Origin of the sequence: Phycicoccus sp. CSK15P-2 (genome assembly GCF_016888005.1) — a bacterium.
Lineage (GTDB): Bacteria > Actinomycetota > Actinomycetes > Actinomycetales > Dermatophilaceae > Phycicoccus.
Window position 1 is genome coordinate 58969 of record NZ_JAFDVE010000001.1, and the last position, 12269, is coordinate 71237.

Annotated in this window: 10 protein-coding genes; 8 read left to right on the forward strand and 2 right to left on the reverse strand. The window is 72.9% G+C overall.

Going from position 1 to position 12269, the window contains the following annotated elements:
• The first annotated feature begins 76 nt into the window (after positions 1 to 76).
• Both glmU and JQN72_RS00320 read left to right on the forward strand, forming a co-directional pair.
• Entirely contained in the window at positions 77 to 1555 is a 1479-nt protein-coding gene (gene glmU / locus JQN72_RS00315) for a bifunctional UDP-N-acetylglucosamine diphosphorylase/glucosamine-1-phosphate N-acetyltransferase GlmU (RefSeq protein ID WP_204133154.1), read from the forward strand.
• Positions 1552 to 2556 carry a ribose-phosphate diphosphokinase gene (locus JQN72_RS00320; RefSeq protein WP_307812307.1) on the forward strand — a complete coding sequence of 335 codons (1005 nt, stop codon included), beginning with the start codon at positions 1552 to 1554 and terminating at the stop codon, positions 2554 to 2556. Before glmU ends, JQN72_RS00320 begins: the two co-directional genes overlap by 4 nt.
• 15 nt (positions 2557 to 2571) lie before the next feature.
• Here the strand turns inward: JQN72_RS00320 and JQN72_RS00325 are convergent, their stop codons facing one another.
• Positions 2572 to 3342: an IclR family transcriptional regulator gene (locus JQN72_RS00325; RefSeq protein WP_204133155.1), complete on the reverse strand. Its 771-nt coding sequence runs from the start codon at positions 3340 to 3342 to the stop codon at positions 2572 to 2574.
• Between the two features lie 121 nt (positions 3343 to 3463).
• On the opposite strand from JQN72_RS00325, the gene JQN72_RS00330 reads away from it, so the two are divergent.
• From JQN72_RS00330 to JQN72_RS00355, 6 genes are read left to right on the forward strand one after another with little or no spacing between them, the layout of a single operon-like run.
• Positions 3464 to 5626 carry a malate synthase G gene (locus JQN72_RS00330; protein WP_204133156.1) on the forward strand — a complete coding sequence of 721 codons (2163 nt, stop codon included), beginning with the start codon at positions 3464 to 3466 and terminating at the stop codon, positions 5624 to 5626.
• Positions 5626 to 6048 carry a heme-binding protein gene (locus JQN72_RS00335; RefSeq protein ID WP_239099889.1) on the forward strand — a complete coding sequence of 141 codons (423 nt, stop codon included), beginning with the start codon at positions 5626 to 5628 and terminating at the stop codon, positions 6046 to 6048. The genes JQN72_RS00330 and JQN72_RS00335 overlap by 1 nt, the downstream gene beginning before the upstream one ends.
• 13 nt (positions 6049 to 6061) lie before the next feature.
• Positions 6062 to 7525: an FAD-binding oxidoreductase gene (locus tag JQN72_RS00340; RefSeq protein ID WP_204133158.1), complete on the forward strand. Its 1464-nt coding sequence runs from the start codon at positions 6062 to 6064 to the stop codon at positions 7523 to 7525.
• Positions 7525 to 8772 (forward strand): FAD-binding oxidoreductase, encoded by a 1248-nt coding sequence (locus JQN72_RS00345; protein WP_204133159.1) that lies wholly within the window; start codon positions 7525 to 7527, stop codon positions 8770 to 8772. Before JQN72_RS00340 ends, JQN72_RS00345 begins: the two co-directional genes overlap by 1 nt.
• Positions 8772 to 10151, forward strand: coding sequence for a (Fe-S)-binding protein (locus JQN72_RS00350; protein WP_204133160.1), 1380 nt, complete (start codon positions 8772 to 8774; stop codon positions 10149 to 10151). The genes JQN72_RS00345 and JQN72_RS00350 overlap by 1 nt, the downstream gene beginning before the upstream one ends.
• A gap of 2 nt (positions 10152 to 10153) precedes the next feature.
• Positions 10154 to 11614 carry an Nramp family divalent metal transporter gene (locus tag JQN72_RS00355; RefSeq protein WP_204133161.1) on the forward strand — a complete coding sequence of 487 codons (1461 nt, stop codon included), beginning with the start codon at positions 10154 to 10156 and terminating at the stop codon, positions 11612 to 11614.
• Between the two features lie 47 nt (positions 11615 to 11661).
• Here the strand turns inward: JQN72_RS00355 and JQN72_RS00360 are convergent, their stop codons facing one another.
• The gene (locus JQN72_RS00360) at positions 11662 to 12222 is read right to left on the reverse strand and encodes a CGNR zinc finger domain-containing protein (protein ID WP_204133162.1); all 561 of its coding nucleotides are present in this window, start codon (positions 12220 to 12222) and stop codon (positions 11662 to 11664) included.
• Positions 12223 to 12269 lie beyond the last annotated feature (47 nt).

The following is a 12269-nucleotide window of genomic DNA, read 5'->3' on the forward strand; positions in this document are numbered from 1 at the left end:
CGCGTCCGCAGCGGTGCCGTCGCGCCGGTACAGTGACGACGTCCGCTGCCGTCACCTCCTGCAGGAGACCCACCGCGTGAACGCGACCCCGGCCGCCGTCATCGTCCTCGCCGCAGGCGAGGGGACGCGGATGAAGTCCTCGACCCCCAAGGTCCTCCACCGCATCGGTGGGACCACGCTGCTCGGGCACGCCGTCCGGGCGGCCCGGGCCACCCGCGCCGAGCACGTCTCGGTGGTCGTGCGGCACGCACGGGACCGGGTCGTCGAGTTCTGCGCCGCGTTCGACGAGACGCTGGTCATCGCGGACCAGGACGACGTCAAGGGCACCGGCCGGGCGGTCGAGTGCGGGCTGGACGCCCTGCCGGCCGGGCTGTCCGGGACGGTGCTCGTCACGTACGGCGACGTCCCGCTGCTCTCCGGCGACACCCTCGTCGCGCTCACCGAGGCACACGCCGCGTCGGGTAGTGCGGTCTCCGTCGTCACGGCCCATCTCGACGACCCGACGGGCTACGGACGCGTCGTCCGCGACGCCGAGGGGCACGTGGCGCGGATCGTCGAGCAGAAGGACGCCAGCGAGGAGGAGCTCGCCCTCACCGAGATCAACTCCGGCATCTACGCGTTCGACGCCGCGATGCTGCGCGAGGCGCTCGCGCAGGTCGGCACCGACAACGCGCAGGGCGAGAAGTACCTCACCGACGTCGTCGGCATCGCCCGCGCTGCCGGGCGGGGCGTCAGCGCCCATGTCGTCGACGACCGCTGGCAGACCGAAGGCGTCAACGACCGGGTCCAGCTCGCCGCCCTCGGGGCGGAGCTCAACCGCCGCGTCTGCGAGCGGCACCAGCGGGCCGGGGTGACGATCGTCGACCCCGCCACGACGTGGGTCGACGTCGACGTCAGCATCGGCCAGGACACGACCGTGCTGCCCGGGACCCAGCTGCTCGGTGCGACGACCATCGGCGCCGGCGTGACGGTGGGCCCGGAGGTCACCCTCACCGACAGCGAGGTCGGGGACGGCGCCGAGGTCACCCGGGCCGTGGCGAACCTCGCCGTCATCGGTGCGGGCGCGACCGTCGGTCCCTACAGCTACCTGCGCCCGGGCACCCGGCTCGGGGCCGGCGGCAAGATCGGCGGTTTCGTCGAGACGAAGAACGCCGAGATCGGCGACGGCGCCAAGGTGCCGCACCTGACGTACGCCGGGGACGTGACGATCGGGGAGGGCGCGAACATCGGGGCCGGGACGATCTTCGCCAACTACGACGGGGTGGCGAAGCACCACTCGCGCATCGGCGCGCACAGCTTCGTCGGGTCGCACACCGTCGTCGTCAGCCCGGTGCAGGTGGCCGACGGGGCGTACGTCGCGGCCGGCAGCGCCCTGACGCAGGACGTCGAGCCCGGGCAGATCGCCGTCGCGCGGGCCCGTCAGCGCAACGTCGACGGCTGGGTCGAGCGCGCCCGGCCCGGTACCCGTACGGCCGACGCCGCGGCGCGAGCCGGGGCCGCCGTCGGCGCCGACGACACGGACGACCTGCCGACCCCGGAGGGCCCGAGCACGTGAGCAACGCCAACCGACCGCCGTCGGCCAACATCCGCAAGCGTCCGAAGAAGCAGCTCATGGTCTTCTCGGGGCGTGCCAACCCGGGGCTGGCGCAGGAGGTCGCCGCGCAGATCGGAACCGAGCTCGTCCCGACGAGCGCGTACGACTTCGCCAACGGCGAGATCTACGTCCGGTTCGAGGAGTCGGTGCGCGGGTCGGACGCCTTCGTCATCCAGAGCCACACGAGCCCGATCAACGAGAACATCATGGAGCACCTGCTCATGGTGGACGCGCTCAAGCGGGCCAGCGCCAAGCGGATCACCGTGGTCATGCCGTTCTACGGGTACGCGCGGCAGGACAAGAAGCACCGTGGCCGCGAGCCGATCAGCGCCCGGCTCGTGGCCGACCTCTTCAAGACGGCCGGTGCGGACCGGCTGATCTGCGTCGACCTGCACACCGACCAGATCCAGGGGTTCTTCGACGGCCCGGTCGACCACCTCATGGCGATCCCGGTGCTCTCGGAGTACGTCGCCCGTCGCTACGGCGGGGAGGACCTCGCGGTCGTCTCGCCGGACGCCGGACGGATCAAGGTGGCCGAGCAGTGGTCGAAGCGGCTCGGTGGCGCGCCGCTGGCCTTCATCCACAAGACCCGCGACATCAACCGGCCGAACGAGATGGTCGCCAACCGTGTGGTCGGTGACGTCGACGGCCGGGTCTGCGTGCTGGTCGACGACATGATCGACACCGCGGGGACCATCACGAAGGCGGCGGACGCTCTCAAGGACGCCGGCGCCAAGGACGTGATCATCGCCGCGACGCACGCGATCCTCTCGGACCCGGCGGTCGAGCGGCTGCAAGCGTGCTCGGCACGGGAGGTCATCGTGACGAACACGCTGCCGATCCCGGCGGAGCAGGAGTTCGACGGGCTGACGGTGCTGTCCATCGCGCCGCTGATCAGCGCGGCGGTCAAGGAGGTCTTCGAGGACGGCTCGGTGACGAGCCTCTTCGGCGGCCGGGCCTGACCGGTCCCCGGGGCGCTACCCCCCAGTGTGGTGGCCCTCGCCCAGGGCCGCCGCGGCACCGAGGATGAGCGGCACCGCACGCTCGACGAGCTCGTCGGTCATCCGGGTCACGGGCCCCGAGACCGAGAGGGCGAGCCAGGGGAGGGGGTCGCCGAGCGCGACCGCGACGCAGCGCACCCCGATCTCCTGCTCCTGGTCGTCGACGGCGTAGCCCCGCCTGCGGACCAGCTCGAGGTCGGCGAGCAGGGCGTCCTCGGTGACGAGGGTGTGCACGGTGCGTGGGGTCAGGCCGACCCGGCGGACGAGCTCGAGGGCGCGGTCGTCGGGCATCCGGGCCAGCATCGCCTTGCCCACGCCGGTGCTGTGCAGGTCGACCTGCCGGCCGACCTCGGTGAACATCCGCATGGTGTGACGCCCGGGGGCCTGTGCGACGTACTGGGCGTGCGCGCCGGAGAGCGTCGCGAGGTTGGCGGTCTCGCCGAGCGCGTCGACCAGCCGGGCCAGCACCGCCTCGGAACCGGCACCCGCGAGGGACCCGGCGGCGGTGCCCAACGGCACGAGACGGGAGCCCAGGGCGTAGCGGCGGTCCGGCGCCTGGCGCATGTACCCGCGCGAGACCAGGGTCCGCAGCAGCCGGTGCGTCGTGGGCACCGGCAAGCCCGATGCCGCGGCGATCTCACCGACGGAGAGCTGGCCCCCGTGCCGGGCGACGGTCTCGAGGACGTCGAGGGCGCGGTGCAGCGCCTGCACGCCGTCGGCCCGGGCCGACCGTCCGTCATCGTCCATGCGGGGTCCTTGCCTGTTGACACCTGGTCTGCGGCTGTCTAGTTTCGAGATACAGATTCAGTATTCCACGATACGAAACGTCGCACGAGCATTACCTGCGGGCGGCGGAGCAGGAGACGCGATGGAGCGGGTGACGGTCGGCGGGCTGCAGGTGGCGCCGGAGCTCCACCGGTTCGTCGTGGACGAGGCCCTGCCGGGCACCGGCCTGGACCCCGCCCGGTTCTGGGCAGGGCTCGCCTCGATCCTCGCGGACCTCGCCCCCCGGCAGCGCGAGCTGCTCGCCCGCCGCGACGAGCTCCAGCACCGGCTCGACGACTGGCACCGGGAGCACCCCGGCCGTCCCGACCCGCAGGCCTACGCAGCGTTCCTGCGCGAGATCGGCTACCTCCTCGACGAGCCCGAGCACGTGGAGGTGACGACCGACGGGGTGGACGACGAGGTGGCTCGCATCGCCGGCCCCCAGCTCGTGGTCCCGCTGCTCAACGCACGTTTCGCGACCAACGCCGTCAACGCTCGCTGGGGGTCGCTGTACGACGCTCTCTACGGCTCCGACGTCGTACCGCAGGACGGCGACCTCGCGCCGGGTGAGGAGTACAACACGACCCGCGGCGACGAGGTGATCCGCCGGGGCCGCGCCTTCCTCGACGAGCACTTCCCCCTCGAGGAGGGCTCGCACGCCGCCGCCGAACGCTACGCCGCGGACGACGACGGGCTCGCCGTGACCGCGAAGGGCGAGGTCCGACGGCTCGCCGACCCCGGCCAGTACGTGGGCCATCGCGGCGCCCCGGACGCCCCGGAGGCCGTCGTCCTCGTGCACCACGACCTGCACGTCGAGGTCCAGGTGGACCCGGAGGACCCGGTCGGGGCGAGCGACCGTGCCGGCGTCAAGGACCTGCTCCTGGAGTCGGCCGTCTCGACGATCATGGACCTCGAGGACTCGGTCGCCGCCGTCGACGCCGCCGACAAGGTGCTCGGCTACCGCAACTGGCTGCACCTGATGGACGGCACCCTCGCCGAGGAGGTCACCAAGGGCGGGGAGACCTTCACCCGGGCGATGGCCCCCGACCGCACGTGCACCGGGCCGGACGGCTCCGAGGTCGTGCTGCGGGGTCGCTCGCTGCTCTTCGTCCGCCAGGTCGGCCACCTCATGACGAGCGACGCGGTGCTCGACGCCGAGGGCCGGGAGGTGCCCGAGGGCATCCTCGACGCGGTGATGACCGCGCTGGGCAGCCTGCGTGACCTCCGGGGCGCGACCGAGCGGCAGAACTCGCGCACCGGCGCGATGTACGTCGTCAAGCCCAAGATGCACGGCCCCGACGAGGTGGCGCTCGCCGTCGAGGTCTTCGAACGCGTCGAGCGGCTGCTCGGCCTGGAGCCGCGGACGGTCAAGGTCGGCATCATGGACGAGGAGCGCCGCACGTCGCTCAACCTCAAGGCCTGCATCGAGCGGGCTCGCGACCGGGTCGTGTTCATCAACACCGGGTTCCTCGACCGGACCGGCGACGAGATCCACACCTCGATGCACGCCGGCCCGGTGGTCCGCAAGAACGCGATGAGGGGCACGACGTGGATCGAGGCCTACGAGGACCTCAACGTCGACATCGGCCTGGAGTGCGGGCTGCTCGGCCGGGCCCAGATCGGCAAGGGCATGTGGCCCGCCCCCGACTCCCTCGGGGCGATGGCGGAGACGAAGGTCGGGCACCCCCGGGCGGGCGCCAGCTGCGCGTGGGTGCCGTCGCCGACCGCGGCGACGGTCCACGCCCTGCACTACCACGAGGTCGACGTCCGGGCGGTGCAGGAGGAGCTGGCCGCCGCCGGTCGCCGCGGCCGGCGCGAGGACCTGCTCGTCGTCCCGCTCGGCGACCCGGACGGGTGGTCCGCCGAGGACCGCCAGGAGGAGCTCGACAACAACCTGCAGAGCCTGCTCGGCTACGTCGTGCGGTGGGTCGACGCAGGGGTCGGCTGCTCCAAGGTGCCCGACATCACGGGGGAGCCCCTCATGGAGGACCGGGCGACGTGCCGCATCTCCGCCCAGCACGTCGCGAACTGGCTCACCCACGGGGTCGTCGACGCGGAGCAGGTCGAGGAGACGCTGCGCCGGATGGCCGCCGTCGTCGACGAGCAGAACGCGGGGGCCGAGGGCTACGAGCCGATGGGCCCCACCTTCGACGGCCCGGCCTTCCGGGCCGCCTACGACCTCGTGTTCGAGGGAGTCGACCAGCCGAGCGGGTACACCGAGCCGATCCTGCACCGGCGCCGCCAGGAGAGGAAGGAGAGCCGATGATGGACCTGGAGACCGCACGCGGCATCGTCGCCGCTGCCCGGGCGCACGGCCGCGACGCCGGCCTGAAGCCGCTGACCGTCGTCGTCCTCGACGCCGGTGGCCACCTCGTCGCGGCCGAGCGGGAGGACGGCTCGTCCATCGGGCGCGTCCAGGTGGGCGTCGGCAAGGCCTACGGCGCCCTGGCGCTCGGGATGGGGTCGCGCGGGATCATGGCACGCGCCGAGCAGCAGGCGTACTTCGTCTCCTCGGTCACCTCGGCGCTGGGTGGCGCGCTCGTGCCGGTGCCGGGAGGTGTGCTCGTCACGGACGACACCGGAGCGGTGCTCGGCGCCGTGGGGGTGACCGGCGACACCTCCGACCACGACGAGGAGGCGGCGGTCGCCGGGATCACGGCCGTCGGGCTCCGGGCCCGGGTCGACTGAAGGGGCGGGGCCGATGACCAGAGGACTCGACGCCGTGGCCGACCTGGCGCGGCGTCTCCTCCCGGCCGACGCGGTGATCACCGACCGCGCCCGGCTCCGCACCTACGAGTGCGACGGGCTCGCCCACTACCGGGTGACCCCCGGGCTCGTCGTGGTCCCGCCCGACGCGGGGTCGCTCGCGGCGGTCGTCGCCGCGTGCAACGAGCACCGTGTGCCCTTCGTCGCCCGGGGTTCCGGGACCGGCCTCTCCGGTGGCGCGCTGCCGCACGCCGACGGAGTGCTGGTCGTGACCTCGCTGCTCCGTTCGATCCGGGAGGTCCGGCCCGAGGACCAGCGGGCCGTGGTCGAGCCCGGGGTCATCAACCTCGACGTCACGCGGGCGGCGACGCCCGGCGGGTACTACTACGCACCGGACCCCTCGAGCCAGCAGATCTGCTCCATCGGCGGCAACCTCGCCGAGAACTCCGGCGGCGCCCACTGCCTCAAGTACGGTTTCACGGCCAACCACGTGCTGTCGGCCGAGCTCGTCACCCCGCAGGGCGACATCGTGCGCCTGGGTACCGACGCGCCCGACGCCCCCGGGTACGACCTCCTCGGTGCGGTCATCGGCTCCGAGGGGACGCTCGGCGTGGTGACCGAGGCGACGCTGCGCCTGGTGCGCCTGCCGGAGGCGGTCCGCACCGTCCTCGTCGGCTTCGGGTCCACCGACCAGGCGGGTCACGCGACGTCGGCGATCATCGCCGCCGGGATCGTGCCGGCGGCCATCGAGATGATGGACGCCCTGGCCATCGAGGCGGCCGAGGCGGCGGTGCAGTGCGGCTACCCCGACGGGGCCGGCGCAGTGCTCGTCATCGAGCTCGACGGCCCGCAGGCCGAGGTCGAGGCCGAGTACGCGCAGGTCGAGCGGATCTGCCGGGAGCACGGAAGCACCGAGCAGCGGCTCGCGACCGACCCGGCGGACCGTGCGCTGATCTGGAAGGGGCGCAAGTCGGCCTTCGCGGCCGTCGGACGGATCAGCCCCGACTACATCGTCCAGGACGGTGTCATCCCGCGGACCGCCCTGCCCGAGGTGCTGCGGGCCATCGACGAGGTCTCGCGCAGCTCGGGCGTCCGGGTCGCCAACGTCTTCCACGCGGGGGACGGCAACCTCCACCCGCTGGTCCTCTTCGACGACGCCGTCCACGGGGCGGGGGAGGCGGCCGAGGAGGTCAGTGGCGCCATCCTCGACCTGTGCATCGAGCACGGCGGCTCGATCACCGGCGAGCACGGGGTGGGTGTCGACAAGGCGAAGTACATGCCGCGGATGTACGGCGAGGACGACCTCGACACCATGCAGCTGCTGCGGTGTGCCTTCGACCCCGACGGCATCGCCAACCCGGGCAAGGTGTTCCCGACGCCGCGCCTGTGCGGGGAGGTGCCCGGCCGGCGCAAGGGTGTCCACCCGGCGCAGGCGGCCGGTCTGGCCGAGGTCTTCTGATGGTCGCGACGGCCCTGGGGGAAGCGGCTCGCGCCGCGGTCGGCTCGGCGTGCGAGGTCAGGGAGGCGACCGGGGACGACGCGGTCGACGGCACACCCGCGGGGCTGGTGGCGCGGCCCGCCGACACGTCCGAGGTCGCGGAGGTGATGCGTGCCAGTGCCGCGCACGGCCTCAGCGTCGTCTCGCGGGGGGCCGGGACGAAGCTGGCGTGGTGCCCGCCGCCGGAGTCCGCCGACCTCGTGCTCGACCTGACCGCCATGGACCGGGTCCTCGACCACCAGGCGGGTGACCTCATCGTCGAGGCGGAGGCCGGCACACCTCTCGCCGCCGTGCGGTCCGTGGTCGGGGAGCAGGGCCAGCGTCTCGTGGTGGACGAGACGACGCCCGGGGCGACGGTGGGGGGCAGCCTGGCCGCACACGCCTCCGGGCCGGAGCGGATGCTCGCCGGGACCGCCCGCGACCTCCTCATCGGGATGACCGTCGTGCGCGCCGACGGTGTCGTCGCCCGGTCCGGCGGCCGGGTCGTGAAGAACGTCGCGGGCTACGACCTCGGCAAGCTGCTCGTCGGGTCGTTCGGCACGCTCGGTGTCATCACCCGGGCGACCTTCCGCCTCCATCCGGCCGCCGAGACGGAGCGCTGGGTCTCGGTTCCGGTGGCGGACGCCGACGCCGTGCACCGCCTCACCCATGCCGTGGTCCATGCGCAGGTCGTGCCCGCGGCGGTCGAGGTGGACCTCGGCGGTCCCGCACGCGACGCGGCCTCGGGGTCGTTCACGGTCCAGCTCGGGGGCCGGGCGACCGGTGTCACCCGGCGCGCGGACGCGGTGGCCCACCTCTTGGGCGGCGGCGCCGAGGTCGCGCAGAACGCCCCGGACGGCTGGGGGAGGTACCCCTGGGCGCCGGACGAGGTCGGGCTCAAGCTCACCTGCGTGCTGTCGGGGCTGCGCGACGTGGTCGCGGCGGCGGCCGGGGCCGGGGCACGGGTCCGCGGCTCGGCTGGTTCCGGCGTGCTGTACGCCGCGCTGCCCGTCACCGCCGCGGGCGGCGTCGTCGCCGCGGTGGACCGGCTGCGCGCCACCTGCGTCGCCCGTGGCGGGTCCGCGGTCGTCCTCCAGGCGCCACCGGACGTCGAGCGGTCGTGCGACCCGTGGGGCCCGGTCCCGGCCCTGGACCTGATGCGCCGGGTCAAGGAGCGCTTCGACCCCGACCGGCGGATGGCGCCGGGCCGGTTCGTGGGAGGGATCTGATGAGCACCGACCACCGCGACCAGCCGGATGCCCCCGCCACCGGGTCGGTCGTCGACGTCGACGGACCGGTCCCGGGCGGGGCGTTCGACGAGCACCACCCCCCGGACGCCGCCCTCGTCGGCGACTGCGTGCACTGCGGGTTCTGCCTGCCGACGTGCCCGACGTACGTGCTGTGGGGAGAGGAGATGGACTCCCCGCGCGGCCGGATCCACCTCATGAAGCAGGGCCTCGAGGGCGAGCCGATGACCGACTCGATGGTCGCGCACTGGGATGCCTGCCTGGGGTGCATGGCCTGCGTCACGGCCTGCCCGTCCGGGGTGCAGTACGACGTGCTCATCGAGCAGACCCGGGCCCAGGTCGAGCGGCGGCACGAGCGCGGCCGCGCCGACCGGGCGTTACGCAGCCTCGTCTTCGCGATCTTCCCCCACCCGCGCCGGCTGCGGCTGCTCCGTGGCCCGCTGCGGGCCCTGCAGGCCGCGGGCCTCGACCGGGCGCTGCGCCGGACCGGTCTGCTCGAGCGGCTCTCGCCGCAGCTCGCGGCGATGGAGGGGCTGGCGCCCCGGCTGGGCCGCGCCGAGCGCCTCCCGTCGTTCCTGCCCGCCCTGGGCGCGCGTCGCGGCGTCGTCGGACTCCTCACCGGCTGCGTGCAGGGCGCGTTCTTCCCCGGTGTCAACGCCGCCACCGCACGCGTGCTGCAGGCCGAGGGGCTCGACGTGGTGGTCCCGCGGGCGCAGGGGTGCTGCGGGGCGCTCTCGGCGCACAACGGGCGGGACGACGAGGCGCGCTCCTACGCCCGGGGCCTGGTGGACGCGTTCGACACCAGCGGCGTCGACCACGTCGTCGTCAACGCCGCGGGCTGCGGCTCGACGATGAAGGAGTACGCCGCGCTGCTCGCCGACGACCCCGAGTACGCCGAGCGGGCCCGGACCTTCGAGGCACGGGTGCGCGACGTCTCCGAGCTCCTCGACGAGCTCGGGCCGGTCGCGACCCGCCATCCGCTGGACGTCACCGTCGCCTACCACGACGCATGTCACCTCTCCCACGCGCAGGGAGTGCGGGCCCAGCCACGGCGCCTGCTGCAGGCCGTCCCGGGTCTGGAGCTCCGGGAGGTCGCCGAGGCCGAGCTGTGCTGCGGGTCGGCCGGGATCTACAACATCCTGAGCCCCGGCCCGGCCCGGGAGCTCGGCGACCGCAAGGCGGCGAACATCGTCGCGACCGGCGCCGACGTGCTCGTCACGGCCAACCCGGGATGCCTGATGCAGGTCGCCAGCGCCATCGAGCGCTCGGGGCACCCCATGCGGCTGCTGCACACCGTCGAGCTGCTCGACGCCTCGCTCCGGGGAGCAGGACTCCCCGGTCAACCGGACGAAGGAGTCTGACCATGGCCGAGACCGATCAGGTCGACAGGGGAGACCTGGCACACGAGCTGCCCAGCGCGCACGTCGAACCCGCGCGGTACGCCGACCTCCCCGAACCGGTGCCGCTGAAGAAGATCCTCGGGCCCAGCGTGCTGCTGCTGGCCGGCGCCATCGGGTCCGGTGAGTTCGTCCTCTGGCCCTACATCACCTCCCAGGTCGGCCTGACCCTCGTGTGGCTGACCCTCCTCGGCGTGACCACGCAGTACTTCCTCAACATGGAGATCGAGCGGTACACCCTGGCGACCGGGGAGACGGCGGTCACCGGCTTCACCCGGCTGTGGCGGCCGTGGGGCCTGCTCTTCATCGTCATGACCGTGGTCCCCTGGGCCTGGCCCGGCTGGGCGACCGGCGGCACCACCACGCTGAGCTTCGTGTTCGGCTTCTCGGCCGACGTCATCCCGTACCTGACCATCGGCGTGCTCGTGCTCATCGGTGCGGTGCTGACGGCCTCACCGGTCGTGTACCGGACCGTCGAGAAGATCCAGTTCTTCATGGTGGCGCTCATCGTGCTGTTCGTGCTCTACGCGATGCTCTTCCTCATCGGGGGCGAGGGCTACGCCGGGCTCGCCACGGGCTTCGTCTCCGTGGCGGAGATCCCCGACGGGATCGGCACGATCGGCACGGCGACCCTGCTCGGCGCGATCGCGTTCGCGGGCGCGGGCGGCGCGATGAACCTGGCCCAGTCGAACTGGATGCGCGACAAGGGCCTCGGGATGGGGGCCAGGCTGCCGAAGGTCGTCTCACCGTTCACCGGGGAGGAGATCGCGGCTCCGACGACGGGCTACTTCTTCAAGCGCGACCCGGAGAACATGCGGCGTTGGAACGCGTGGTGGAAGCTCGCGCACCGCGAGCAGTTCACGACGTTCTTCGTGATCGGCGCGGTGACACTGTTCGTCTTCATGGCGCTCACGTTCGTCACGGTCGACCAGGGGCTCTCCGAGGAGAGCTTCGACTTCATCAGGGTGCAGGGCGACGCGCTCGGCGACCTCCAGGGCGCCTGGCTGTCCACGGCGTTCTGGCTCATCGGAACCGTCGTGCTCTTCTCCACCAACCTCGCCGTGCTCGACATGGTCGGCCGGATCACCGCCGACATCCTCAAGACCGGGCCGCTGCGGAACAGCACGAGGTGGAGCGAGAGCAAGCTCTACTTCGCGGTCGTCTGGCTCGAGATCGCGTTCGGCTCGGTGATCCTGCTCTCCGGCATCACCCAGCCCGTCCTGCTGCTCGTCATCGCGTCCTCGCTCAACGGGATCGTGATGTTCGTGTACTCGGCGCTGCTCATCCAGCTCAACCGGTTCACGCTGCCGCGTGAGATCGGGCTGAAGGGCGGCCGGCTCGTCGTGCTCGGCTGGGCGGTGCTCTTCTACGGCGGGTTCTCCGTCGTCCTCGTCATCGACCAGGCGAAGACCCTGACCGGAGGCTGACGCGGCGAGGCGACCCCCGGTGCCGGGCGGCGCCGGGGTCGCCTCGGTCATCCCTCGGGCTGTCGCTGCTTGCGGGCGCGGTAGGCGGCGACGTTCGCCTTCGTCCCGCACGTCCCGTCGCAGAACTTGCGCGACCGGTTGCGGGAGAGGTCGACGTAGACGTCGTCGCAGTCGTCGGCGCTGCACACCTGGAGGCGGTCGCGCTCCCCGGCGCGGATGACGTCGACCATCGCCATCGCGACCTCGACGGCGACCCGGTCGGCGAAGGGGGCGTCGTCGTCGGTGGCGTGGATGTGCCAGCCCTGGTCGTCGTGCTCGACGAGCCGGGGGAGCGCGCTGCCCTCCGCGAGCAGGGCGTTGACCTCCGCGACCTGCTCCTCGAGCGGGGCGACCCAGACGCCGCGGACGCGCTCGCGGACCCGGTGCAGGTGCGCGACGTCGGCCTCGTCGTCCGGGATGCCTCCGGTCCACCCCCACTCCTCCATCCAGGCGAGGACGGAGGGCAGGTCGGGCAGCTCCTCCTCGCCGCTCGACCCGTGTCCCGGGGCGGTGTTGCACAGGACCGCCGTGTGGCGCAGGACGAGGTCGGTGTCATGGGTGAAAACCATGTTGACTCCTGACGTATTCGTGCTCTAGCGTCAGGGTCAACATACAC

Coding starts and splice junctions, on each gene's coding strand:
- JQN72_RS00325 (WP_204133155.1), bottom strand. CDS start 3,342: ATGGACGATGACGGACGGTCGGCCCGGGCCGACGGCGTGCAGGCGCTG.
- JQN72_RS00335 (WP_239099889.1), top strand. CDS start 5,626: ATGGACCTGGAGACCGCACGCGGCATCGTCGCCGCTGCCCGGGCGCAC.
- JQN72_RS00330 (WP_204133156.1), top strand. CDS start 3,464: ATGGAGCGGGTGACGGTCGGCGGGCTGCAGGTGGCGCCGGAGCTCCAC.
- JQN72_RS00355 (WP_204133161.1), top strand. CDS start 10,154: ATGGCCGAGACCGATCAGGTCGACAGGGGAGACCTGGCACACGAGCTG.
- JQN72_RS00340 (WP_204133158.1), top strand. CDS start 6,062: ATGACCAGAGGACTCGACGCCGTGGCCGACCTGGCGCGGCGTCTCCTC.
- JQN72_RS00350 (WP_204133160.1), top strand. CDS start 8,772: ATGAGCACCGACCACCGCGACCAGCCGGATGCCCCCGCCACCGGGTCG.
- JQN72_RS00345 (WP_204133159.1), top strand. CDS start 7,525: ATGGTCGCGACGGCCCTGGGGGAAGCGGCTCGCGCCGCGGTCGGCTCG.
- JQN72_RS00360 (WP_204133162.1), bottom strand. CDS start 12,222: ATGGTTTTCACCCATGACACCGACCTCGTCCTGCGCCACACGGCGGTC.